Origin of the sequence: Paraburkholderia sediminicola (genome assembly GCF_046027355.1) — a bacterium.
In the GTDB taxonomy this organism is placed as follows: domain Bacteria; phylum Pseudomonadota; class Gammaproteobacteria; order Burkholderiales; family Burkholderiaceae; genus Paraburkholderia; species Paraburkholderia sediminicola_B.
Genome location: NZ_JAQQEK010000010.1, coordinates 228,776 through 254,037, shown reverse-complemented (window position 1 = coordinate 254,037; position 25,262 = coordinate 228,776). Strand labels below are relative to the sequence as shown.

At 64.2% G+C, this 25,262-nt stretch carries 22 protein-coding genes; 10 read left to right on the top strand and 12 right to left on the bottom strand.

The annotated features are described in order from the left end of the window. The first annotated feature begins 64 nt into the window (after positions 1–64). The 4 genes from PQR42_RS19520 (at position 65) to PQR42_RS19505 (ending at position 3,611) form a co-directional block, all read left to right on the top strand. A complete protein-coding gene (locus PQR42_RS19520; protein WP_408218872.1) occupies positions 65–1,387 on the top strand; it encodes an MFS transporter in 1,323 nt (440 codons plus the stop codon). Positions 1,388–1,486: 99 nt separating this feature from the next. Further along, complete coding sequence (locus tag PQR42_RS19515) at positions 1,487–2,536, top strand: amidohydrolase family protein (RefSeq protein WP_408387038.1); 1,050 nt, start codon at positions 1,487–1,489, stop codon at positions 2,534–2,536. Then, on the top strand, positions 2,533–3,201 hold the full coding sequence (locus PQR42_RS19510; RefSeq protein WP_408218866.1) for an RraA family protein: 669 nt from the start codon (positions 2,533–2,535) through the stop codon (positions 3,199–3,201). Before PQR42_RS19515 ends, PQR42_RS19510 begins: the two co-directional genes overlap by 4 nt. A gap of 11 nt (positions 3,202–3,212) precedes the next feature. Beyond that, a complete protein-coding gene (locus PQR42_RS19505) occupies positions 3,213–3,611 on the top strand; it encodes a hypothetical protein (protein ID WP_408387039.1) in 399 nt (132 codons plus the stop codon). 24 nt (positions 3,612–3,635) lie between these two features. Here the strand turns inward: PQR42_RS19505 and PQR42_RS19500 are convergent, their stop codons facing one another. Beyond that, a complete protein-coding gene (locus PQR42_RS19500) occupies positions 3,636–4,490 on the bottom strand; it encodes an AraC family transcriptional regulator (protein WP_408218860.1) in 855 nt (284 codons plus the stop codon). A gap of 20 nt (positions 4,491–4,510) precedes the next feature. After that, positions 4,511–5,224 carry an alanyl-tRNA editing protein gene (locus tag PQR42_RS19495; RefSeq protein ID WP_408387040.1) on the bottom strand — a complete coding sequence of 238 codons (714 nt, stop codon included), beginning with the start codon at positions 5,222–5,224 and terminating at the stop codon, positions 4,511–4,513. Between the two features lie 231 nt (positions 5,225–5,455). Between PQR42_RS19495 and PQR42_RS19490 the strand changes: the two genes are divergently transcribed. Further along, positions 5,456–6,376 carry a LysR family transcriptional regulator gene (locus PQR42_RS19490; RefSeq protein ID WP_408218854.1) on the top strand — a complete coding sequence of 307 codons (921 nt, stop codon included), beginning with the start codon at positions 5,456–5,458 and terminating at the stop codon, positions 6,374–6,376. Between the two features lie 10 nt (positions 6,377–6,386). On the opposite strand, the gene PQR42_RS19485 is transcribed toward PQR42_RS19490, so the two are convergent. The 10 genes from PQR42_RS19485 to gcvA form a co-directional block, all read right to left on the bottom strand. Then, a complete protein-coding gene (locus PQR42_RS19485) occupies positions 6,387–9,422 on the bottom strand; it encodes an ATP-binding protein (RefSeq protein WP_408387041.1) in 3,036 nt (1,011 codons plus the stop codon). Positions 9,423–9,605: 183 nt separating this feature from the next. Next, on the bottom strand, positions 9,606–10,076 hold the full coding sequence (locus tag PQR42_RS19480; protein ID WP_408387042.1) for a DUF3331 domain-containing protein: 471 nt from the start codon (positions 10,074–10,076) through the stop codon (positions 9,606–9,608). Positions 10,077–10,160: 84 nt separating this feature from the next. Further along, positions 10,161–11,693: an alginate export family protein gene (locus PQR42_RS19475; RefSeq protein WP_408387043.1), complete on the bottom strand. Its 1,533-nt coding sequence runs from the start codon at positions 11,691–11,693 to the stop codon at positions 10,161–10,163. Then, positions 11,683–12,633 (bottom strand): VOC family protein, encoded by a 951-nt coding sequence (locus PQR42_RS19470; RefSeq protein WP_408387044.1) that lies wholly within the window; start codon positions 12,631–12,633, stop codon positions 11,683–11,685. Before PQR42_RS19470 ends, PQR42_RS19475 begins: the two co-directional genes overlap by 11 nt. Before the next feature lie 48 nt (positions 12,634–12,681). Next, positions 12,682–12,933 (bottom strand): DUF1427 family protein, encoded by a 252-nt coding sequence (locus tag PQR42_RS19465; protein WP_408387045.1) that lies wholly within the window; start codon positions 12,931–12,933, stop codon positions 12,682–12,684. Positions 12,934–12,972: 39 nt separating this feature from the next. After that, positions 12,973–13,614: an HD domain-containing protein gene (locus PQR42_RS19460; protein WP_408387046.1), complete on the bottom strand. Its 642-nt coding sequence runs from the start codon at positions 13,612–13,614 to the stop codon at positions 12,973–12,975. A gap of 139 nt (positions 13,615–13,753) precedes the next feature. Continuing rightward, positions 13,754–15,223, bottom strand: coding sequence for a mechanosensitive ion channel domain-containing protein (locus PQR42_RS19455; protein ID WP_408493697.1), 1,470 nt, complete (start codon positions 15,221–15,223; stop codon positions 13,754–13,756). 39 nt (positions 15,224–15,262) lie between these two features. Then, positions 15,263–17,131, bottom strand: coding sequence for an amidohydrolase (locus PQR42_RS19450; protein WP_408387048.1), 1,869 nt, complete (start codon positions 17,129–17,131; stop codon positions 15,263–15,265). A gap of 255 nt (positions 17,132–17,386) precedes the next feature. Then, positions 17,387–18,022, bottom strand: coding sequence for a hydrolase (locus tag PQR42_RS19445; RefSeq protein ID WP_408218831.1), 636 nt, complete (start codon positions 18,020–18,022; stop codon positions 17,387–17,389). Between the two features lie 403 nt (positions 18,023–18,425). Next, complete coding sequence (gene gcvA, locus PQR42_RS19440) at positions 18,426–19,316, bottom strand: transcriptional regulator GcvA (protein WP_408218828.1); 891 nt, start codon at positions 19,314–19,316, stop codon at positions 18,426–18,428. Between the two features lie 132 nt (positions 19,317–19,448). Here gcvA and PQR42_RS19435 point away from each other — a divergent pair, with 132 nt between their 5' ends. From PQR42_RS19435 to PQR42_RS19415, 5 genes are all read left to right on the top strand, one after another. Then, positions 19,449–20,294: a transketolase gene (locus PQR42_RS19435; protein WP_408387049.1), complete on the top strand. Its 846-nt coding sequence runs from the start codon at positions 19,449–19,451 to the stop codon at positions 20,292–20,294. Beyond that, positions 20,291–21,289, top strand: coding sequence for a transketolase family protein (locus PQR42_RS19430; RefSeq protein WP_408218823.1), 999 nt, complete (start codon positions 20,291–20,293; stop codon positions 21,287–21,289). Before PQR42_RS19435 ends, PQR42_RS19430 begins: the two co-directional genes overlap by 4 nt. Positions 21,290–21,372: 83 nt before the next feature. Next, positions 21,373–22,137: an SDR family NAD(P)-dependent oxidoreductase gene (locus PQR42_RS19425; RefSeq protein ID WP_408218821.1), complete on the top strand. Its 765-nt coding sequence runs from the start codon at positions 21,373–21,375 to the stop codon at positions 22,135–22,137. Positions 22,138–22,295: 158 nt separating this feature from the next. Further along, positions 22,296–23,339 carry a TRAP transporter substrate-binding protein gene (locus PQR42_RS19420; RefSeq protein ID WP_408218818.1) on the top strand — a complete coding sequence of 348 codons (1,044 nt, stop codon included), beginning with the start codon at positions 22,296–22,298 and terminating at the stop codon, positions 23,337–23,339. 4 nt (positions 23,340–23,343) lie between these two features. Further along, positions 23,344–25,203, top strand: coding sequence for a TRAP transporter large permease (locus tag PQR42_RS19415; RefSeq protein ID WP_408387050.1), 1,860 nt, complete (start codon positions 23,344–23,346; stop codon positions 25,201–25,203). Positions 25,204–25,262: the final 59 nt, after the last annotated feature.

The window sequence follows — 25,262 nt, the reverse complement described above, 5'->3', positions numbered from 1 at the left end:
TTGACCTCACACACGATTAGAACGCAGCCACGGCTACGGCCGTCGCCGCAAGGTAGGAGACAGGATGACCGCGATCAACGAAGCCGTAACCATGCGAAAAGTTTACGGGCGCCTCATGCCCCTGCTCTTCGCGATGATGTTCTTCAACTATCTCGACCGGATCAATATCGGTTTCGCCGCGCTGGACATGAACAAGCAGCTCGGTTTCAGTCCGGCCGTGTTCGGCTTCGCGGGCAGCATCTTCTTCGTCGGCTACATGCTGCTGGAGGTGCCGAGCAACCTGTTGCTGCATCGCGTCGGCGCACGCCGCTGGATCGCCCGTATTCTTCTGACGTGGGGCGCGGTCGCCGCGGCCACGGCTTTCGTGTTCAACGATTCGAGCTTCTACGTGCTGCGCTTTCTGCTCGGCGTGATGGAAGCGGGTTTTCTGCCGGGCGTCGCGGTCTATCTGACGAAATGGTTTCCCGTGCGTTACCGTGCGCGTGCGGTTGGGGGCTACATCATCGCCGGTTCGTTTTCGGCGGTGCTGGGCGGCCCGATCTCCACCGCGCTGATGACCTACGCGAACGGCATTCTCGGTTTGCAGGGCTGGCAGTGGATGTTCATCCTCGAAGGCGTGCCGGCCATGCTGCTCGGCCTGTTGACCCTGCGCATCATGACCGAACGTCCCGCCGACGCCGACTGGCTGTCCGACGACGAAAAGCGCTGGCTCGAATCGACGCTCGCCGCCGAGCGCGAGGCGGTGGGCGGCAACACGCATTTTCCTTTGCTGCGCGTGGCGGGCGACATCCGCGTATGGAGCCTCGCGTGCCTATTCGGTTGCGCATTGGTCGGTATTTACGGCCTCTTCCTCTGGCTGCCGCAGATCGTCAAGAGTCTCGGCCATCTGAGCAATCTCGAAGTCGGCTTTCTGTCTGCCGCGCCGCCCTTGCTCGGCGTGTTGGGCACCTTCCTCATCAGCCGCAGTTCCGACCGCACCGGCGATCGCAAGAAGCACCTCGCATTCGTGTACGGCATGAGTGCGCTGGCCATTGCCGGTAGCGCGTACGCGCCGAACCCGGTGATCGCTTATGTGCTGCTGTGCGTGACCGGCTTGTTCATCTATGCGGGCAACCCGCTGTTCTGGAGCCTCGCGTCGTCGTTCAGAACCGGCGCGGCGGGCGCCGCGACGATCGCGCTGATCAACACCATCGCGCAGTTCGGCGGCCTGGTCGGCCCGTGGAGCATCGGCCTCGTGCGCAATGCGACCGGCAACTTCAAGCTGGCCTTGCTGACGATCGCGGCCTTTCTGATTGTCGCGACGATCATCGCGCTGGTCATGCGAGTCACGCCTGCTGAGGACGAAGCGAACTCGCTCGCCACCGGCGACGCCGCGCCGCGCGCCTGACAAGCGACACGGCCAAACAAACAGATTGAAAAAACAGCGGACTGAATCTGCGCGCGCACCACATGCACGCGCAAGGACAACTCACAGGATTTGCACACCATGATCATCGATTGTCACGGTCACTACACGACCTCACCGCGCCAGCACGAAGCCTGGCGCGCGCAGCAGATCGCCGCGCTGAAGGACGGCGGCCCGCCGCCACCGCGGCCCATCATTACCGACGACGAGATTCGTGAAAGCATCGAGGGCGGCCAGTTGCGGATTCAGCGCGAACGCGGGACCGACCTCACGATCTTCTCGCCGCGTGCGGCCGGCATGGGCCATCACCTCGCCACCGCCGAAGCCAACGCGCTCTGGTCGAGCGAATGCAACGACCTCGTGCATCGCGTGTGCGAACTGTTTCCGCGCAATTTCGTCGGTGTATGTCAGTTGCCGCAGGCGCCTGGCGTGCCGCCCGCGAACTGCATTGCCGAATTGCGGCGCTGTGTCGAGGAGCTCGGCTTTATCGGCTGCAATCTGAATCCGGATCCGTCCGGCGGCCACTGGTCCGGCTTGCCGCTCACGGACCGCTCCTGGTATCCGCTCTACGAAGCAATGGTGGAGCTCGACGTGCCAGCGATGATCCACGTCTCGTCGTCGTGCAATCCAAATTTCCATGCGACGGGCGCGCATTACATCAACGGCGACACGTCGGCGTTCATGCAGTTGCTGCAGGGCGATCTGTTCGCCGACTTTCCGACGCTGCGCTTCATCATTCCTCATGGCGGCGGCGCGGTGCCGTATCACTGGGGACGCTATCGCGGACTCGCGCAGGACATGAAGCGTCCGCTGCTCACTGAATACCTGCTGAAGAACGTGTTCTTCGACACCTGTGTGTATCACCAGCCCGGCGCCGAACTGCTCGCCAAGGTCATTCCCGTTGACAACATCCTGTTCGCGTCGGAAACCATCGGCGCGGTGCAGGGCATCGATCCGGAGACCGGCCACTATTACGACGACACACGCCGCTATATCGACGCCATCGAATGGCTCAGCGATGCGGACCGCCAGCGTATCTACGAAGACAACGCGCGCGCCGTATATCCGCGGCTCTCGCGTCAACTCGATCGACAACTCGCCGCACAAGGAACTCAAGGGGCAACGGTATGAATCCAATCGGATGGCGCGAATACGACTCCGCACCGCAGGCCGACCCGGCCACACTCGAAACACTCCGTGAACTGGCCGTCTCGCTGCTGAGCGACAACATGGCGCGCGCGAGCGGCATGGTGGGCTTGCGGCCTTATCATCAGCCGCGAGCGATGGCCGGCACCGCCGTCACGGTCCACACGCGGCCGGGCGACAACCTCGCGATTCATCGCGCGTTCGACTTTTGCCGGCCCGGCGACGTGCTCGTGATCGACGGCGCGGGCGACCTCACGCAGGCGCTGATGGGCGAGATCATGGCGAGCTTCGCGGAAAGTCTCGGCGTGCAGGGCCTCGTGATCGACGGCGCGATCCGTGACGTCGGCGCGCTGCGTCAGCGCGAGTTTCCGGTGTACGCGCGCGGCGTGACGCATCGCGGGCCGTACAAGAACGGACCGGGCGAAATCAACGTGCCGGTCACGGTCGGCGGCACGGTGGTGCATCCAGGAGATATCATTGTCGGCGACGAAGACGGCTTGCTCGCGATCGCGCCCGCCGACGTGGCAGCGGTGATCGAAGGCGCGCGTCGTCAGCACGCGAAGGAAGCGGCGGCGTTGCAGTCGATTGCCGACGGCAAGTTCGACCGCTCGTGGGTCGTCCCGCACCGGGAACGGATGATGAACAACTGACTGTGAGCCTCATGGCGCAATATCTGAACGCTGCAACACTCCTCGAACTCGCGCGCGCTGCGCAGACGCCCGCCACCGCGCCCTGCACGTGCACGAAAACGCCGCTGGAAGGCTGGCAATCGCAGCCTTTGTCGCTCGATGAAACGCAGTTCGAGGAAATCGGCACGTTGTTGCCGGAGGACGATCCGGAGCCGACGTTCAGCGAGTATCTGCCGGGCAAGACGACTTACTGGGCGGCGGACGCGCCTATCGCGCCGCGGTACTTTCCGTATAACCGCTGCGCCGTGTGGCAATGCTCGCTGTGCGGGCGGCTTTATCTGCGTTACGTGGAAGGCGGTGGGTATTTCGTCGACCGCAGGATTCGCGCGGTGCACGCGGAGTTGATTGAGGATGTGCCTTTGCCGGTGTGATGGGGCTGCCGAAACGCACGCCGCCTAATGCCCCGGTTTCAACGCCGCATACGCACCAGGCGTGATCCCATACGCCCGCTTGAACAGCCGGTTGAGATGGCTTTGATCGTAAAAGCCCACAGCCGCAGCGGCCGTCGCCGCACTCTGGCCCGAGGCAAGCATGCGCTTCGCCGCCAATAACCTCACCTGTGTCGCGTAGGCGTGCGGCGGCAACCCGAACTCCTTGCAGAACGCTCGCGTGAGGTAATAGCGGCTCAGCCCCACCAGTTCCGCCAGTTCATCGACCGAGATATCGCGCTCGTAATTGGCGGCGACGTACTCGCGCACCTGCTCCATCTTGCGCAATTCGCGCCGGGGTTCGGCCGCCTCCTCACCCGAGCGTCCATAGCGCCCGACCAACATCCCCATCGCAGCCCACCAGTTCGCCTGACGCTCCATCAGCGAGACAGCGCCCTGTTCGTCCAGGCTCGCATGTGCCTTCACCAGCAGGCCCGCAAGGTGCGGATCCTGATAGAGCCCCGGCGGAATCAATAGCGGTTTGTCGGCGCGCGCGTCGGGAGAGAAGACCGCGCTGAGCGCGCCGAGCCCTTCCATGTCGAGATAGATCGCGCGATAAATCCATTCGCGGCCTTCCCAGACCTCGCCGCTATGGTATTCGCCCGGCCCGAAGACCAGCACGCTGCCGGGCCCGGCAACCTCGCTGCCCGCGCGCGTATGACATTGGCCCGCGCCGGCCTCCGTCATGACGATGACGAGTTCGTCGTGCAGATGCCGGTCGAACTTGTGATTGCCGTAACGGGCACTTGCGAGACATGCGCCGTCGAGCGCGCCGTCGCGCCAGCAGACCACTTCCGGCTCGCTTTTATCCGATGTCTCCATAGCTCGCGCCCCCATGCCCTTCAAACCAGCTCGATTCTGACCCGGCGATTACGACGGCCCTTGTTCTCTATCTTCGCGATGCGGATGGGCCGCGACTGCGCGGTGTTGGTCAGATGCGTGCCGCCGCACGCCTGGCGGTCCAGGTCGCCGATCTCGACGATACGCACCGTGCCGTCCGGCGTCGGCGGCGGCGCCACCGAAAGGCTGCGGATCAGGCCTTGCGTCGCTTTCGCTTCATCGGCGCCGACATAGTAGGCGCGCACGTCCATCGCATTGCGGATCACCTCGTTGACGGGTTCTTCCAGCAGGCGCAGCGCGTCGTTATCCGCGTCGGGCAGATCGAAGTCCATACGCGCGGTGCCGTCGGCGTTGATCTGCGCGCCGGTCACGAGCGCGCCGGCAAAGCGCTGATACACCAGCGCGTTGAGGATATGCGTGCCGGTATGGAGCTGGGCGACCGTGGCGCGGCGCGCCGCGTCGATGGCCACGTGCACGTTGCCGGCCAGTTCGAGCGGTTCATCGAGCAGATGCCAGAGCACGTCGCCCTCTGCCGCGACGCCGGTGATGCGCACCGTGCCATGCGCGTGCGTCAGCGTGGCCGCGTCCGACACCTGGCCGCCGCCGCCCGGATGCAGGGCGGAACGGCCCAGCACGACCGCGCCGGGCCGAGCGGCGATCACGGCCGTTTCAAAGTCCAGCAGGTCCGGCTGCTCATGGCAAAGATAATGCGGCACCTTGATGTCCTCGCAGGAATTGACTGAGTATGCCTAGCATACCCAGTCCCGTGGGAGGCCGTCTTGGTTAAAAATGCCCTGCGGGGGCGGATCGAGGGCGCACCGGGCGAACTCACGTTGGAGAATGTGGCAAAGGCGCTGCAGGAACCCATCCGGGCAAGGCCCGTTCCTCAGGAAATCCAGTATCCTGAACGTCTCGCTGAACGTACCCGCCAGATCCGGCTCTTCTCCATGAATCTATCTTTTGAAGTCCTGCAGGTGCTCGATGCAATCGATCGAACCGGCACGTTTGCGAGCGCCGCCGAAACGCTTCACAAGGTGCCGTCCTCGCTGAGCTATCTGGTTCAGAAACTCGAACTCGATCTCGGCGTCAAGCTGTTCGACCGCACCGGCCGGCGCGCCACGCTGACGCACGCGGGGCGTGTGGTCGTCGAGGAAGGCCGCCGTCTGCTGGAAGCGGCCGAAGCGCTCGAATTCAAGGCGAAGCGAATCGAGCACGGCTGGGAGTCCGAGTTGCACATCGCCGTCGACGAGATCATTCCGTTCGATCTGCTCTGGCATCACGTCAGCGAGTTCTACAAGCTCAAGCTGGACACGCGGCTGCATCTGTCGAAAGAAGTGCTGGGCGGCTCGTGGGATGCGCTGCTCACTCGTCGCGCGGATCTGATCGTCGGCGCGGCCGGCGATCCGCCGCCCATTCCCAATCTGATCGCGAAACCGATCGGCTCGCTGCGGCATGTGTTCGTGGTGGCGCCGGATCATCCGCTGGCGTCGGTACCCGGACCGCTCACGCTGGATATCGTCGCGCGCCATCGCGCGGTCGCGATCGGCGATACGTCACGCAAACTCGCGCCGCGCACGATCGCGCTTGCCGTCAATCAGGAAGTGCTCACGGTGCCGACGCTCGAAGCCAAACTCGCCGCGCAGATCAAGGGGCTGGCCGCGGGCACGATTCCGGAATGCCTCGCCGTCGATGCGCTGAGCCAAGGCGAACTGGTGCAAAAGGAAGTGATCGGCATGCGCGACGTCACGCATTTCTATCTGGCATGGCGCGACAACGAATGCGGCAAGGCGCTGCAATGGTGGGTCGAGCAGTTGGACCGGCCTGACTTGATCGACGACGTGGTGCAACAACGGATGCTGCACGGTTGAGGTTCAACTACTAGCAGGCTTCGCTGATTTCGTCCGGCGGCGGTGTGTCGAACGAAGCCGCGGCGGCATCCGCATCCATGTCGATCCGGGTCTCCACGTTGGCGCAAGCACCGACCTTCGCGCACGCTTTAGCCGCGACGCGCAGCAGTTCTTGAGCGGCTTTGAAGTCGTCCCAATCGCGGCCCTCCGTGATTTGCGCGCAGGCGGACTTCATCAGTTGCACCGCCTCAACGCTCCGGCCTTGCGCATGCCAAAGCCGCCCGAGGCTGGTCGCGGCCCGCAGTTGCAACGAGCGGCAACCCTGCGCCAACGATTCCTCCAGTGCCGCGGTGAGACTCGCCTGTGCCTGCGTCGCCGCATCGCCGTACGGTGCCTGGCCGGCGTACTCCATCAGCAGCAATTCGGCGTGCACGCGTCTGAGTTCGGCGGCATACCACTGGTCGCCGGTCTCGTCGCCCTGCGCGAGCGCATCGACCACGGCGGCGATGCCCTCGTCCCGCTGTCCGGCGCGGCCGAGCGCAAGGCCGTACTGCGCGGCGAACATGGCGCGCGGCGCGGCGTATTCGAGCGCGTCGAGATCGTCCAGCGCGGCGCGAAAACTCTGAACACGCTGCGCACTGGTGTCATCCAGCGAGTGCAGGTATTCGTCGAAACAGCGGCCGCATGCATGCGACACACGCAGCCCAACGCGCGCCGACACGTCCATCAACAACGCGATGGCGCGAGCCGCCCGCTTTCGCTGGCCCGCCAGCAGCGCCAGCGGAATTTCCGCCTCGACCAGCACGTAGCACGTGACGATAGCCTGTTCATGCCTGCATGCTTCGGCAACGCATGCCTCGGCGACCCTGAGCGCCTGATCGCGCGCGCCCTGCAAGCCGAGCAGGCGGGCAAACGTCGCGCGGCCGACCACGCCCTGATCGATGGATTGCCCGAGCGGCAGCCGATATTGCAAGCGGCCGGTGTGCTGCAAGAACTGATCGAGCGAGGCGCGCGCCGCTTGCTGATCGCCCGCATAGTGCGAGGCAATGCCGAGCAGGCGATGAGCGAGAATCCCGTTGGCGGTATCGCCCGTCTGCGCGGCGAGCGACGCGAAGCGCCGCGCGAACGCCAGCCCATTGCGCGCCGCACCGGCCGACTGGCTTGCGTTCCACATGCCCCACAACGCGCGCGCTTCGAACGTCTGATCGTCTGACGCGATCGCGAGCGCCAGCACCTCGGCCCAGATGCCGAGCGTTTCGCGGTTCGGTCCGTTGACGTAGACGAGCGCCGCACCGAGCGCGGCCAGCAGTTGCATGCGCACGCGCAAATGGCGCGGCGAGCGCGAACCCTGATGGATCGCGTCCACGGCGTCGAGAGCGCGCCTTGCCCAGACGCAGCATTCGTCGACCAGCGAGAGTTCATAAAGCACCGACACGAACTTCACCGCCAGCGTTTCGCCCAGCGCAGCGTCGCCTTTGGGTGACAACGCCCAGGCCAGCGCGGCTCGCAAATCGTCGAGTTGCTCGCGCATGCGGTGATGCCAGCGGTCCGGCTCGACGCTCGCGGCGTTTGCATCATGGGCTTCATGTGCTTCACGCGCGTCGCTCGACGAATCGCGTTCGAGCAGGTCCGCAAAATAGCGCGCGTGTTTGAGCGTGACGAGGCGCCGCTCGCCGTTGTCGTCGAGCTTTTGCATTGCGTAGGCACGCGTGGTTTCCAGCAGTCGGTAGCTTGCCTTGCCGCGCTCCGCGTGCATCACCACCAGCGATTTTTCGACGAGTCCGGATAGCGCGCTGATCACGTCGGATTCTGGCATCCCGTCGTCACTTACCATGGCGATCGCCGAGTCGATCGCGAAGCTGTTCACGAAGACACCAAGCCGGCGCAACGTCGTGCGCTCCGCGTCGTCGAGCAAGGCGTGACTCCAGTCGAGCGTCGCCTTCAAGGTCTGGTGACGCGGCAGCGCAGTGCGATTGCCGCCCGTCAGCATGTTGAAGCGGTCGTCGAGATGGTCGGCGAGCGTCTCGATGCCGAGTATCGCGGCGCGCGCCGCCGCCAGTTCGATTGCCAACGGAATGCCATCCAGGCGGCGGCACACGGTGCCGGTCAGATGAATGCTTCGATCGTCGGACGAAAAACGCGCGTCGATCGCGCGGGCGCGTGACAGGAACAACTGGACGGCACTGCGTTGCAATACATGCTGGCTCTCATCGTCGCGAGCGGGCACGTCGAGTGACGCCACCCAGTACAGGTGCTCGTCCACGACACGCAGGGGCTCGCGGCTGGTCGCGAGAATCCGGATGGCCGGACTCACGTTCAATAGCGCTTCGGCCAGTTCGGCGGCGGGGCCGAGCACGTGCTCGCAGTTATCCAGCACGAACAGCACGCGCCGTTCGCCGAGTTCCTTGCTGACGCGCGCCAGCGTAAGCGGGCCGCTCGCCGCGCTCACGCCGACGCTATTGGCGAACATGGCAAGCACGCTATTCGCGTCGACGGTGGACGCAAGCGGCACCAGATAGACCCCTTCCGGAAAGTGCGCCAGCGAGCTGCGCGCGATCTCGACGGCCAAACGGGTTTTGCCGATCCCGCCGGAACCGACGAGCGTGACGTGGCGGGTCGAAGCGAGCGTCTGCGCAACGTCGCTGATTGCCTGATCCCGGCCGATCAGCGCCGAACTACTGGCAGGCAGATTGTTGGGAACGTTGCGAACAGATGGAATTTGTTCGGTAGTGTCGAGTGCGTAATCACGAATGGCGTCGCCCGGCTGTTCCGCGGACGCTTCTCTCGATACCAGCCGGTAGCCTCTTCCCGACACGGTCTGTATCAGGTTGCGGCTCTCGCCCAGCACCTTGCGCAAGGCGGACATATGCACCTGAAGATTGTTCTCTTCAACGATGGTGTCCGGCCACACCTGCTCGAGCATGGCGTTCTTCGACACCAGCGCGCCATTCGCGGCGATCAGCACGGCGAGGATGTCGAAGGCACGGCTGCCGATGCGCACAGGCTGTCCGTCGAGAAACAGCTCGCGGCTGGCGAGGTCCACATGAAGCGGGCCAATGCGGATCATTGCCTGAGTATCCAAGACACAGCGGGATGAGGAACCACTGAGGACTGACTGCTCAGCGAAGTGTCCCCGAAGTCTAGACCAGCCGCGAATACGCATGTGCGGAAAAAACTGATCGTATCGTTCAAATTTTTTGTACTGAGCAAGCGGCTGCCGGCTACGGATCGCGTGGCCGGTTTGGGCCGTTTAGCGCGAGTCGCCCGACATGACAGTGGACGGCATGCGCGCAATCACGGAAGCCAGAATCATGGCGTCCGCATTGGCAGGAGTCGCGCTGCGTATTCTCGGCTTGTAGATCGCATCGTCACGGCGAATCGTCGCGCCACTCAATGCGCAGCGTCCCTTGATGCGGGCGCGGCAGCAGATCCACACCTGGTCGACATATTGGCAACGGGTCGCATCCTGCCAGAGCACGGCTATCGAGGTGTCCGACAGACGCTCGAGTACTTCGATCTGGATATGCCGCGACGGTGCGTCCGCCGCGGCGACGCGTTTCGCCGGCGCCTTCAGATAGGCTTCCCCTTCGGTCTCATTGCAATAGCCCGCCAACAGGCGGTTGATCATGTGATTCCACACTGGAGCGCGGCCGTCGTCCGGCATCGCCGACGGGTGCTGAGCCGTCTCCGTGCGTTGCTTCAAGGGGGTTTCGACATGCATGATGCTGCTCCCGAAGTGTTTGCGGGTAAAACCGGATCCCTCTTCCGACACGCCTCGCCGATAACACGGTGCCGCCACACCGCGTTACCAGCCGAACTTGAGTTCGGCGCCTACATAGTCGGAGTTGCGCGCACCCAGCTCGCGCAGCGACGGTCCGACCTGGAAATGCACGGCTTCGAGCGCGGCGGCGAGATTCACGGTGACCGCATAGTCGGCGCGCAACTGCGTATAGAAACCGGTCCAGCGGCTGCCGTGGCCGGCGGTCCCCGGCACGACCGCCGAGCCTTGTTGATACACCGCATCGGCGGTGGTCTCGCGCCATTGCAGCCCCACGCCCGCGAGCAGCGACAGCTTGCTGCTCGGTTTGACGACGAGCGACGGCTTGACGTGAATCACGTTCGAGTAGCCCGTATAACCCGCGAGCGCGAAGTAGTAGCCGTTCGGAAAGAGCGGATTGAAGGTGCCGATGCGGCCGTCTCCCGGATGCGTGTCGCCCGAGGCCGCATCCACTTGCAGGCCGAGACGCGGCGTCCACGGCAGCGAAGCCAGCGTGTAGCCGGCGAGCGTGCCGACCGCCCATGCGCCGATCGTCTTGTTGCCGACATGGCCCGACTGATACATCGCCTCCGCGTCCCAGTCGATGTGATTGACCGAGCCCGCGTAACGCGCGTCGAACACGTCGCGATGTTCGTCGCCAGTGGCATCGAGAAAGTGTGCGTTGCTGCGGTTGTAGCGGGAGTAGTAGGCGGACAGATCACCCGGACCGACTGCCTTGCGCTCCACCCGCACGCCGCTGAACGTCAGATCGCGATTGGAGACATCGTCGAAATCCGAGTTGTCGCGGTACTGCACCGGCTGCGTCGCATAGGCGATCCAGCGCCACGGGCCGGTTTCATAGTCGGCCCAGATGGCGTCGAAGGCCTGGCGCACGTTCGGGCCGTCACGCACGGAGATGAACCGCTGCAAGTCGAACGCCATCTCCTGCCGGCCGACACGAAACTTGAAGGTGCCGGGTCCGAGCGGTTCGGTGATGGCGACAAACGCCTGGCGCAGGTCGAGCGGATTCTTGTCGACCGGCGAGACACTGTCCTTGCCGAACGGGCGCGCATCCTCGAACTGCGTGAAGATCTGCACGTGCGGGCCGAGGCGCACGTCCGCGTGGACTTCAAGACGTTGCAGCACGTACGTGTCGTCGCGGCCCGAACCGAGCCCGAAGAGCGGCGCGTCGTTCAATTCGAGCCGCTCGCGCAGCACCATGCCGAGCGAGATATACGCGTCGGGATTGCCGAACAGCGGAATGTATTTCAGCGAGTCGAAGGGCTTCTTCGGCACGCACGGATTGGCGAGCGCCGACCAGTTTTCCTGCCAGCGATTGAACATGACCGCCGGCCGCGCGCATGAAGTGCTGGCGGCCGCCGTTGTGCTGCTGGGCGTGGCGGTCGTGCTGGTATCGTCTGCGCCGCCGAGCGCGGTATCCGCCGCCGACGCCGGCAGCACGACCGCCAGTCCCGTGCTGATCAACAGCGCATGGGCGGCGCGCAGCGCCGAGCGCCGCCGCAACCGCTGGCGCGACCGCGACGTCTGCAACGCCCGCATCACGCCTGCATTACTGGCCATCGTGCACTTCGGCGACATACCCGCCCGGGAATTCGAGCACGGCGCTCTTGCCTGCTGCAGTGCTGTACGGCTGCGACAACACCTTCGCGCCGGCCGCTTGCGCGCGCTCGAGCGTCCGCGCCAGATCGTCGACGGCATAGCCGGTCGTCTCACGTCCGAACGGGAACGGCAGCTTGCCGTCCGTGACGAACACCACCATGCGGCCGAAGCCCGAATTGATCCGGATCTCGCGAATCGTCTCGCCAGGACGGCCGATCACGCCGGCATCGGCGCGCGGATCATCCGACACCACCTTGCCATGCGAAAAATGCAGCCAGCGGCGCACGAAATTGTTGGCTTCATAACGCGACACATACACACGGTTATCCGGCACGCTGTGCAGCGGCGCGTAGTTCGGCGCCTTGGTGTGCCAATAGAGCTGCATCGTCAGGCCGCCCGGCCACTGGATGATCGCGTCCTTGCCGATCGGATCGTCGAAGCTATCGACGAGCACGTCGGCGCCCGCCGCGCGCGCCGCCTTCACCGCCTGGTCGATGTTGGTGACGAGATAGCCGGTCCGCTCATTGCCGAACGGATAGGGAATCGGCGTTTCGAAGCCGAACACCGACAGCATGCCGACCGGCGTCTGCACGTATTGCGACGCGGTCTTGCTCGGCGTCGGCGTCACAGTGAACACCGCGCGCGGCGATGCCTTGCCGCCGAACGTGGCGAGAAAGCTGGTGACGAACGCGTCGAGATCCGCCGAGGCGACATACACGTGTGTCGTGTCGTACTGCGCGCCGACCGAGACGTCGGGCATGCGCGCCGCGAGCGCTGTCTTGCCGTTCGAGACTTCCGGCGGGCCGTTATCGGCGAAAGCGGACGACACCGGCGCGAGGCCGATCAGCAAGGCCGCACAGAAAGCCGCGATGGGACGAAAGCGTTGAAGCGATGTGAACATGTGATTACCCGATGTTGTTAGCAATATCTGAATGGACGGCTTGCAGGATCAGCCGCCCTCTTTCGTCGCGCCGGGCGTGGCCGGCTTTTGCGCCGAGGTGCTCTGCCGCGGGTCGGCGACCTGAACCGTGGCCGTCTGCGCGAAAAACTGCGCCTTGACGACCGGTATCGCGTGCTCGCCCAGCACCATCCCGAGCAGGCCGGCGAGCGCGATCAGCGGCGGCGCCGGCGACTGCACCTTGAGTAGCCAGTAGAGAAGTCCAATGCCGAAGCCAACGCCCAATGAAATGATGTAGCCCATTCTGATTTCCTTTCGATGCACTCTTTGCGGCGAGCCGCGTCAATTCGCCCAGTCCGAACCCAGCACCAGCCCGCAGAAATTCAGCCGGCGATAGTTCGGGTCCCACCGGTCCAGCACGTCGGCATTCACGGTGCCGAACGTCGTCTCCGGACGATGCTCCATGCCGCGCGCGTAGGCTTCGATGATCTTCTTCTTGAAGCCGGCTTCACGCGGACAGGCCTGTACGATCTCGTCGCGCTGTTGCGCGGTGAATTCGTCATAGCGGGCACCGCGAATATCCATCTGCACGCCCGCGCTCACCAACGCGACGAGCGGCGACAAATGTTCAGGAATGCCCGGCGTGGTGTGCAACGCGATCGCGGCCCAGACCTCGTCGATCGCGCCGGCGTCGACGCCGTACTGCAGCATGAAGTCGCGCGCCGCATTCGCGCTGTCCACCTCGTAGCGATAGGGGGAACGCCGGTGTTGCACATTCAAACCGACGTTGTGAAACAACGCGCTCACGTACAGCAACTCCGGGTCGAACTTCAGCTTGTCGCGCCAGCCGGTCAGCGCGCCGAACAGAAACGCCCTGAGCGCGTGATGAAACATCAAGCCGGACTCCGTGGCCCGGATCTGATCGGTTGCCGCCCGCGCCATCGGACTGTCGGGAATGTCGACTCCCGCAATGTTCTTCTTCACGTCATCTCCTCCCTATCCGACACTCCGCTGCGGACGCGCATCGCCGACCGGCCGTTCAGTGCAGCGTAACGAATTAACCTCACAAAGACTTTGGCGAATCCTTAAAAAGACTGAATCGATGCGGCGCTTCTCGCTGCGCTCACAACGTGAGTTCATGGATGCGCCGAACGCCGTCGCGAATCCATTGCAGCAGACCGCCGGAGCTTTGGTCGGCGTCGCCCTGAGACGCCAGCATCAGCTTCTCCGTTTCATGGTGTTCGGACAGCAGCCGGCACATTTCGCGCGCCACTTCGGGACGCCGCGTGAGAATCGGCGTCAACGCGGCCTTGTCGAGCCGGAACACCGTGGCGTGCGTCATCGCATGAACGATCACGCCGGTTCTGACGCCGGCGAGAATGCCCGACTGACCGATGGAGTCCCCCGGCGCGAGCCGGCGCAATTCGACCTCGCCGCTGTCCTTCGGCACGGTCACTTTCGCCACGCCGCGCGCCAGAATGTGCAACGCGTGGCCGCTTTCGTCGGCGGCGCTGTAGATGGTCTCGTCGATGTCGAACTCATGACATGTCAGTTGCGTGGCCAGCTCCGCGATCCCGCCGTCGTCGAGCGTCTGGAAGATGAGCACGTTGCGCAGCAGGCGCTGCTTTTCATCCGCGGCGTCGACCACGGGTTCGGGCACGGACAACGGGCGCAGCACCACGCCGCGCGATAACAGATGCCGGTGCGCCAGATCGAACAGTTCGTTGCGCACCTCGGTCTTCTTGCCGAGCGCATCGACGTAGCAGACGATCTCGTACTCGATCGCGTCATTGGTCGCCCGCCGCACGCTGACGATCGGCTTCGGATCCGCCAGCACATTCTCCGAACTCGCAGCGGCGTTGGCGAGCGCCTGCAACACGGTAGCGGGCCGGATCGACGGCTTGACCGGCAGCAGCACGCTGATGCCGTGCGTATGCGAAGGCTGGTTGGCGTTGACGATATTGGTGCGCGCCGCCACGCTGTTGGGAATCACGACGAGATTGCCCTGGCCGTTGAGCAGGCTGGTCGCGCGCCAGTTGGTCTCCACCACCTTGCCTTCGACCTCGCCGATGGTGATCCAGTCGCCGATCGCAAAAGGCTCCGTCGCGTTGAGCACCACGCCCGAAAACACGTCGTTGAGCGTGCTCTGAATCGCGAGACCGAGCACGATCGCGAGCGCGCCCGAAGTCGCGAGCAGGCCGCGCACCGGCAGTTCCAACACGAAGGCAATCGCGCCGACCGCCGCCGCCAGGAACACCAGCGCACCGAGCACGTCCTGAAACAGGCGCTCCTTGTGCCAGGTCTCCGGCAGCACGGTGCGATCCAGCACGATCGTGACGAGCCGCGCACCTTGCAGCCACCACACCACCTCCAGCAATTGCGCGAGCAGATGGCGCAGCGGCTCGTCCGGCCACGGCGCCGCGCGCAGTGGATTCATGCCATAACTGAACAGCACGTAAGTCGACAGGCCGAACATCAGCGCGCGCAGTGCGAGGCGCGCCTTGTCCGTTTTACGGCCCATGAAGCGCCAGACGAGGAAATCGAGAACCAGGATGCCTAGCCCATACAACACGCCATCGTTGAGGGTCGGCATGAGGGTTCTCGCTTGTCGGGTGGCACGAATCGGTGGATGTCAGAACGCGAAACAGCTACATCCCAGCGCGCCCCAGAAACCGTTCGAATCGCTGACCGGCACGTTCTTGCGCCATGCCCAGCCGTGCGCGTGGGCATGCACGCCGCACAGATTGACGCAACCGTCCACGCACGCCACCGCGCTCGGCTTGTAACGGCTGTAGCCGCCGAATTCCGTGACCGGCGACCACGACGGGCTGACCGGCAAGTCGGGCGGCGCGAGTGGCGCGAACTCGTCGTCCGCATAGACGACCTTGCCGCCCACCACCGTCATGGCCGAGGTCAGGAACTTGATGCGGCTTTCGTCGACCGTGAAGTAGTCTTCGCTGAGCACCGCGAAGTCCGCGAACTGGCCGGGCACCAGCGCGCCCTTGCGGTCTTCCTCATTCGAGAACCATGCGCTGCCCACCGTGTAGCGGCGCAACGCCTCCATCCGGTCGAGCTTGTTCTCGCTCGAATACATCGACGTGCCGCCCACCGTCTTGCCCGATACCATCCAGTACAGCGAGACGAACGGGTTGAAACTCGCGACGCGCGTTGCATCCGTGCCCGCGCCGACCGGCAGGCCGGCGTCGAGCATGTGGCGGATCGGCGGCGTGCGCTTCACCGCCTCTTCGCCGTATTGATGGATGAAGTACTCGCCTTGGTACGCCATGCGATGCTGGATCGCAATGCCGCCGCCGAGCGCGCGCACGCGGTCGATATTTTTCTGCGTGATGGTCTCGCAGTGATCGAAGAACCAGCGCAGCCCGTTGAACGGAATCTCGGCGTTCACGCGTTCGAACACGTTCAGGAAGCGTTCGATCGATTCGTCGTAGGTCGCATGCAGACGGAACGGCCAGCGGTTCGCCACCAGCAGTTTGACGACGGCTTCAAGTTCGTCTTCGAGCGTGTCCGGTAAATCCGGGCGCGGTTCCAGGAAGTCTTCGAAGTCGGCAGCGGAAAACACCAGCATTTCGCCGGCGCCGTTCACGCGCAGGAAATCGTCGCCCTCGCCGGGCTTGGTCATCTTCACCCACTTGGCGAAGTCTTCGATTTCCTTCCTGGCGTTCTGCGTGAACAGGTTGTAGGCGATCCGCACGGTCAGTTCGCTGTGCTTCGCCATGTCCATGATCACGGCGTAGTCGTCGGGATAGGCCTGATAGCCGCCGCCTGCGTCGATCGCGCTCGTCACGCCGAGGCGGTTCAACTCGCGCATGAAGTGGCGCGTGGAATTGCGCTGAACTTCGGGCGCGAGCTTCGGGCCCTTCGCCAGCGTCGCATACAACAGCCCGGCGTTCGGCCGCGCGATCAGCATGCCCGTCGGATTACCGCGCTTGTCGCGCTGGATCTCGCCGCCGGGAGGATTGGGCGTGTCTTTCGTATAGCCGACCGCGCGCAATGCCGCTGCATTCAGAAGCGCGCTGTCGTACAGATGCAGGATGAACACCGGCGTATCCGGCGCAATCGCGTTGATTTCTTCGAGCGTCGGTCCGCGGCGCTCGGCGAACTGGAATTCGTTCCAGCCGCCCACCACGCGCACCCATTGCGGCGCCGGCGTGCGGGCCACCTGCTTGCGCAACATCTCGAGCGCGTCCGCCAGCGACGGCACGCCGTCCCAGCGTAACTCCATGTTGAAATTCAGGCCACCGCGAATGATGTGCAGGTGCGAGTCGTTCAGGCCCGGAATGACGGTGCGGCCTTTCAGATCGACGTGCCGCGTGGCGTCGTTGGCGTGCCGCATCACGGCATCACGCGACCCCGCGGCGACGATGCGGCCGTTCGCCACGGCGAGCGCATCGGCGAAGGAGCGCTTGTCGTCCTGCGTGGCGATCTTGCCGTTGAAGAAGACGACCTCGGCCGGCGTCGGCGCGGAAGGTGTGGAAGTCATGGCGATCCTCATGGGAGAGCGCTCCGGTTGGCGCGCACGGAGCTACGTCCGGGCAAGCCCGGAAATCGGGAAACAGGGAAACCTGGAGGCGCACAGTCGGCGCGCCTTCCATCGGGTATTCGAACGGAGGCCGGCGCGAACGTATCGGGGATGCCGCCTGACTGTCACCGAACGGCACGGAATCCGTCGATACGTGATTGGCCGCCGTCATGCCATGTCGGTGGCGCCGAATCAGCCCATCAGCTCATCAGCCTTTCAGCCCGCTTCGCTCGCGTGCTCGCCGAGAATCGACTTGGCGTAACGCACGCCGATGCCGTATGCGCTGTGCGCCTTCAGGATGTCCATGCAGCCTTCGTACGTTTCGCTGCGTCCCCAGTCGCGTTGCAGTTCGAACATGTACTGGAGCGAGGTCATCGGCACCGCGCCGGCCTGGATGATGCGTTGCACCGCGCGTTCGTGCGCTTCCGTGGTGACGTCGCCGCAGGCATCGGTCGGCACGTAGATTTCGTAGCCTTCGTTGATCATCTGGATGGTCGGGAACGACACGCACACTTCCGTCCACAGGCCGGCGATCACGATTTTCTTGCGGCCCGTCGCCTCGATGGCCTTGCGGAAATTCACGTCCTCCCACGAGTTCATCGACGTGCGGTCGATCGGCGTGTACTCGGGAAATACCGATTGCACTTCCGGCACCATGTCGCCGCTGAACGACTTGGCGGCCACCGTGGTCAGGATCGTCGGGACCTTGAAGAGCTTCGAGGCCTTCGCGAGCGCCTGAACGTTGTGCAGGATCGTGGTGCGCTCATGCGACGTCGTTCCAAAGAACATCTGCGGCTGGTAGTCGATCAGGGCGATCGCACATGAATCGGGGGTCAAGAGTTCTTTCGGCATTACGGGCTCCGTATTGAATGGACAAAGCAGTCTGAGTGACGTGCCGTGCTCGCTCGGGCAGCGAGTAAAACTGAAACCGAGTTTATCGACCGCGCTTCGCGGAGTCCTTGTGGAAGTCCTTAATTGTTATTAAAAAAGACCGAATGAAAGCTTGCGACGCAGCGCGCGGCGTCGCTGAATACGTCGACCGGCGAGGATCCGCATTCAGAACAATTAAGGAATCTGAAGTTCTTTACAGTGCGTCGCACCGTACGATTGAACGCTGCGAGGTCGCGTCATGCATGGTCAGGACGGGACGTCCTTCAACCTCACAAGACTGGAGAGAAAACCTGGCTAGCCCATCTGGAATTGCGTCGGCGAACGACTAGGCGAGACTCGCCATTCGAAGCCCGCCCCGCGCATCTCACCTTTCCAACTCAGCAAACAACCAGTCCTGAAAGCTGCGCAGCTTCGGCAAATCAGCGCGCGACTTCAACAGATTCAACGTATAGCCATTCACGCTGAGTCCGTCCACGCCGAACGGCGCGACGAGCCGCCCGGTTTCCAGTTCGCGTTGCGCGAGCAGCAGGCTCTCCAGACACACCCCCAAACCGTCGACCGCGGCGCTCAACGCCATGAACGAGCGATCGAAGCGCGGCCCGCGTCCGATATCGATCCGAGCCTTGCGATGCAAACGCATCCAGTCCCGCCAGCCGACCAGACAACCCTCGCTGTGAATCAGCGGATGGTGCTGCAGGTCCGCGACGCTGCGCAGCGGATAGTCGCCGCTCATCAGCGCCGGCGCGCACAGCGGCACGATCGTCTCCGGCGGCAGTTCCAGCACCAGGGTGCCGGCCGGCTGCAGCTTGCGCGGACCATAGCGAATGTCGATATCGACGGCTCCCGAAATCAGGTCCGCCGCTTCTGATGACGCATTCAAACGCACGTCGATATCGGTATGCGCCGCGCTGAAGCGCGCGATGCGCGGCATCAGCCATTGGGTCGCGAAACTCGGCGTGCAGTGAATCGTGAGGATGTCGCTCTTCGCCACGCGGCCGATCTCGCGCGTGGCGGCGTCGATGCGCGCGAACGCCGAAGTGATTTCCTCTGCGTATTGCCGTCCCGAGTCCGTCAGCAGCACCGTGCGATGCAGCCGATGGAACAGACGAATGCTCAATTGCTCTTCGAGCAGCTTGATTTGATGGCTGATCGCCGAGGGCGTCACGAACAGTTCTTCTGCTGCAAGCGCGAACGACGAAAGCCGTGCGGCCGCTTCGAAGGCTTGTATCGACTTGAGAGTGACCCGATTGTGCATGGCAGCATCCACGTGAATTCAATTCATCTATCGGCCCATCTTAATTCGTTTGAGCGCTTGCTGGCGTGCGATTACGCTTGTCATCACTGGCTGCGGCATCGATGCGGCCCACGCAAAAGAGGAGACGAAACAGTGAACCTGAGAGAAACCGCACCGTATCCCGAACTCGCGGAGCACGCCTACCAGATCCGCCGCAACGCGCTGCGCATGGGCGAGGTGCAAGGGCAAGGCTATATCGGCCAGGCGCTCGACATCGCCGACGTGCTGGCGGTCGCTTACTTCCGCGCCATGCGTTATCGCGCCGATGATCCCGATTGGGAAGGCCGCGACCGTTTCCTGCTCTCCAACGGCCATTACGCGATCGCCCTGTACGCGGCGCTGATCGAAGCCCGCATCATCGCCGATGAAGAACTGGAGACCTACGGCAGCGACGACAGCCGCCTGCCGATGTCCGGCATGGCGAGCTACACGCCCGGCATGGAGATGTCCGGCGGCTCGCTCGGCCAGGGGCTGACGATTGCGGTCGGCCGCTGCCTCGGGCTAAAGCGCAAAGGTTCGGACGTTACCGTCTACACGCTGTTCTCGGACGGCGAACTCGACGAAGGCGCGGTGTGGGAAGGCCTGATGTCCGCCGCGCACTGGAAGCTCGACAACCTGATCGCGATGGTCGACGTCAACAACCAGCAGGCCGACGGGCCGTCTTCCGCGGTCATGGCGTTCGAGCCGCTGGTCGAGAAGCTGCAGGCATTCGGCTGGTTCGTGCAACGCGTGGACGGCAACGATCTCCCAGCGGTGGTCGCCGCGTTCGATGCGGCGCGCGCACATCCTGAAGCGCAGCCGCGGATCATCGTCTGCGATACGCGCATGGGCTGCGGCGTGCCGTTCCTCGAAGCACGCGAGAAGAACCACTTTATCCGCGTCGATGCGCACGAGTGGCAACTCGCGCTGCAGGCGCTCGAAGCCGGGAGAACCGTATGAGCGCCGCCGTACCGAAACCGCGTTTGAAAACCTCGGCGATGATCGCCTCGATCGCCGGTGAAGGGCAGATCACCCGCTCCGCTCCGTTCGGCCACGCGCTGGTGGAACTGGCGCGCAACCGGCCCGAAGTGGTCGGCATGACCGCCGACCTCGGCAAATACACCGACCTGCATCTGTTCGCGAAGGAATACCCCGAGCGCTTCTATCAGATGGGCATGGCCGAGCAGCTGCTGATGGGCGCGGCCGCCGGCATGGCGCACGAAGGCGCGCAGCCGTTCGTCACCACCTATGCGGTGTTCGCCGCGCGTCGCGCTTACGACTTCATCCATCAGGCGATCGCCGAGGACAACCTCGACGTCAAGCTGGTGTGCGCATTGCCCGGCCTCACGACCGGCTACGGCCCGAGCCACCAGGCAGCCGAAGACCTCGCCCTGTTCCGCGCGATGCCGAACCTCACGGTGATCGACCCGTGCGATGCGCTCGAAATCGAACAGATGGTGCCGGCGATTGCCGACCATCGCGGCCCGGTTTACGCACGGCTGCTGCGCGGCAACGTGCCAGTCGTGCTCGACGAATACGACTATCAGTTCGAACTCGGCAAAGCCAAGCTGCTGCGCGACGGCGCCGAAGTGCTGATCATCTCGTCCGGGATCATGACGATGCGCGCGCTCGAAACGGCCAAGGCGCTCGCCGCCGACCGCATCGACGTGGGCGTGCTGCACGTGCCGACCATCAAGCCGCTCGACGCCGTCACGCTGCTGCGCGAAGCGCGCCGGCCTGGGCGCCTCGTGATCGTCGCGGAGAACCATACGGTGATCGGCGGGCTCGGCGAGGCGGTGGCCACCGTGCTGCTGACCAACGGCGTTACGCCGCCCTTCCGTCAGATCGGCCTGCCCGACGCCTTTCTCGATGCCGGCGCGCTGCCGACGCTGCACGACCGCTACGGCATTTCGACCGAGGCGATGTGCGACACCATCAAAGGCTGGCTGCGCTAGACCTTGGTCAGCGCAAGCAAGCGTAGTCACCCATAGCCAACGACGTAGCAAACCATAAGCATCACATTCAGGAGATCCGCATCATGTCAGAGTCACGTCTTCTCGACGGCAAGGTCGCCGTCATTTCCGGCGGCGCATCGCCGCGCGGCATCGGCATGGCGACCGCACGCAAATTCGCCGCTCATGGCGCGCGCATCGCCATTTTCGATCTCGACGAAAAGGCCGCCATAGAAGCCGCCGCTTCGATCGGGCCGGAGCATCGCGGCTATGTGTGCAATGTCACCGACCGCGCTGCCTGTCAGGCCGCTGTCGAACGCACCGTCGCCGATTTCGGTTCGATCGATATCCTGATCAATAACGCCGGCATCACCCAGGCCGCCAAATTCCTCGACATCGACCCGGAAAGCTGGGACCGCATTCTCGACGTCAACTTGCGCGGCGTGCTGTATCTGTCGCAAGCGGTCGTGCCGCAAATGAAGAAACAGAAGAGCGGGTCGATCGGCTGCATGTCGTCGGTGTCCGCGCAGCGCGGTGGCGGCATTCTCGGCGGTCCGCACTATTCGGCGGCCAAGGCCGGCGTGCTCGGTCTCGCGAAAGCGATGGCGCGCGAACTCGGCAACGACGGCATCCGCGTGAACTGCGTGACACCGGGCCTGATCCAGACTGACATCAACGCCGGCAAGATCAGCGACGACAAACGCGTCGAGATTCTTTCGGGCATTCCGTTGAATCGCCTCGGCGTGCCCGACGATGTGGCCGGTGCGTTCCTGTTCCTTGCGTCGGACCTGTCGTCGTATATCACCGGCGCGGTGATCGACGTAAACGGCGGCATGCTGATTCACGGCTGATTTGCTCCAGCAGGACGGGCTGCACGGCGGGAGGCCGGCGGCGACGATGGAGACCCAGTAGTAGATAACAAACAGGCGCGGCGCGCGACACGTGCAGCCGCCGCGCTCGAAGTTCGAAAAACATAACGACGCGCGATCCAGGTTTGGAGGAAGACACCATGACTACCCGTTCGAACGCCCCGCAGGGCATCAGCCGCCGCACCTTTCTGAAAGCCGGTGCGACCTTGTCCGCAGCCGTGCCGTTATGGAGCGTCTCGCGGCGCGCCATGGCGGCGCCCGAGTTCTCGTACAAGCTCGCCACCGGCCAGGACCCGACTCATCCGGTCAATATCCGCGCCCAGGAGGCGATCAATCACATTCGCGAGGCGACCAACGGCCGCCTCGACATCAAGCTGTTTCCGCAGAACCAGCTCGGCTCCGACACCGATCTGCTCTCGCAAGTACGCAACGGCGGCGTGGAGTTCTTCAACCAGGCCTCGTCGATTCTCGCGACGCTCACGCCGGCTGCCGGCATCGTCAACACCGGCTTCGCGTTCAAGGACTACGACGCGGTGTGGAAAGCCATGGACGGCGACCTCGGCAATTACATCCGCGCGCAGATCGGCAAGTCCGGCATCGTGTCGGTCAGCAAGGTGTGGGACAACGGCTTCCGGCAAATCAGTTCGTCCACGCGCGCACTGCGTGTGCCGGCCGATCTGAAAGGCTTCAAGATCCGCGTGCCGCAGGCGCCGATGCTGACCTCGCTGTTCAAGGCGCTCGACGCGGGCCCCGCGCCGATCAACTTCAACGAACTGTATTCGGCCTTGCAAACCGGTGTGGTGGAAGGCCAGGAGAATCCGCTGCCGATCATCGCCACGGCCAAGCTCTACGAAGTGCAGAAGTACATCAGCCTCACCTCGCATGTGTGGGACGGTTACTGGATTCTCGGCAACCGCGCCGCGTGGGAACGGCTGCCGGCGGATATCCGCACCATCGTCACGCGCGAATTCGAGAAGGCCGCGATGCTGCAGCGCGCGGACATCGCGAAGCTGAGCAGTTCCCTGCGCGACGATCTGAAAACCAAGGGCATCACCTTCATCGACGTGGACCGCGAGTCGTTCCGCGGCGCGCTGGCCAAGACGAGCTTCTACCACGACTGGAAGAGCAAATACGGCGATGAAGCCTGGGGTCTGCTGGAGAAGTCCGTCGGAAAACTGGGGTGATGCGATGATCTCGATCTCTTATTCGCACGAGCGGCAGCACCGCTTCGCCTGCGCGCTCGATTCCGCGCTCGGGCATCTGGTGGAGATTCCCGCCGCCTTGCTGGTGCTCGCGGAAATCGTCGTGCTGCTGGCCGGCGTGACGAGCCGCTATATCCTGCACGCGCCCCTCGTCTGGTCCGACGAGCTCGCCTCCATGCTGTTCCTCTGGCTCGCCATGCTCGGCGCCGTGATCGCCTTGCGGCGCGGCGAGCATATGCGGATGACGGCGCTGGTCGGCATGGCGCCGCCGGGTGTGCGCGCGTTTCTCGACGTGGTGGCGATCGCGGCGCCGATCGCGTTTCTCGCGATGGTGATCGGCCCGGCAATCAGCTTCGCGCAGGACGAGTCGTTCATCACCACGCCCGCGCTCGAACTGTCGAACTCGTGGCGCGCCGCCGCGTTGCCGGTCGGCTCGGCGCTGATGCTGCTGGTCGCCGTGGTGCGGCTCGCGCGCATGGGCAACTGGCGCCTCGTGCTGGGCGCGCTCGCGTCGGTCGGCGCGCTGGTCGGCATCTTCATCGCGCTCGGGCCGCTGTTGCACGACCTCGGCAATCTGAACCTGCTGATCTTCTTCGTCGGCCTCGTGGCGCTCGGCGTGCTGAGCGGCGTGCCCATCGCGTTCTCGTTTGGACTCGCGACCTTCGGCTATCTCGCGTTGACCACGAACACGCCAATGCCGGTGGTGGTCGGCCGGATGGACGAAGGCATGTCGCATCTGATCCTGCTCTCCGTGCCGCTGTTCGTGTTCCTCGGCCAGTTGATCGAGATGACCGGCATGGCCGCGGCGATGATCGCGTTTCTCGCGAGCCTGCTCGGTCACGTGCGCGGCGGTCTCTCGTACGTGCTGGTCGGCGCCATGTATTTGGTATCCGGCATCTCGGGATCGAAGGCCGCCGACATGGCGGCGGTCGCGCCGGTCCTGTTTCCGGAGATGAAAGCGCGCGGCGCGAAACCCGGCGATCTGGTCGCGTTGCTCGCCGCGACCGGCGCGCAGACCGAGACGATTCCGCCTAGCCTCGTGCTGATCACGCTCGGCTCGGTGACCGGCGTGTCGATCTCGGCGCTCTTCACGGGCGGCATGCTGCCGGGCATCGTGCTGGCGATCACGCTGTGCATCGTCGTGCAATGGCGCTATCGGCGCGAAGATATGTCGGGCGTCAAGCGCGCGACCCGCGGCGAGATTCTGCGCAAGCTGGTGATCGCGTTTCCGGCGATCGCGCTGCCGTTCGTGATTCGCGCGGCGGTGGTCGAAGGCATCGCGACGGCGACCGAAGTGTCCACCATCGGCATTGCGTATGCGGTGCTGGCCGGCTTGCTGATCTACCGCCGTTTCGAGTGGACGCGGCTCAAGCCGATGCTGATCGATACGGCGACGCTCTCCGGCGCGATCCTGCTGATCATCGGCGCGGCTACCGCAATGGCGTGGGCGTTGACGCAATCCGGCTTCTCGGGGCAACTCGCGCAGACTCTGGGCGGTTTGCCTGGCGGCGCGGCGATGTTCATGGCGGCGTCGATCTGCATGTTCGTGATTCTCGGCAGCGTGCTCGAAGGCATTCCGGCCATCGTGCTGTTCGGCCCGCTGATGTTTCCGATCGCGCGAGCCATGCATATCCACGACGTGCATTACGCGATGGTCGTGATCCTCTCGATGGGCGTGGGCCTGTTCGCGCCGCCGTTCGGCGTGGGCTACTACTCCGCTTGCGCGGTGAGCCGCATCCATCCGGACGAAGGCATGAAGCCGATTCTCGGCTACATCGCCGCGTTGATGGCCGGGCTGATCATCGTGGCCGCCGTGCCGTGGATTTCGACGGGCTTCCTGCATTGAGTCCTTGATCGCTTCAAGCGCGAGGCAGGCGCCGCGCCGTCTCGCGCGATGTTCTTCCG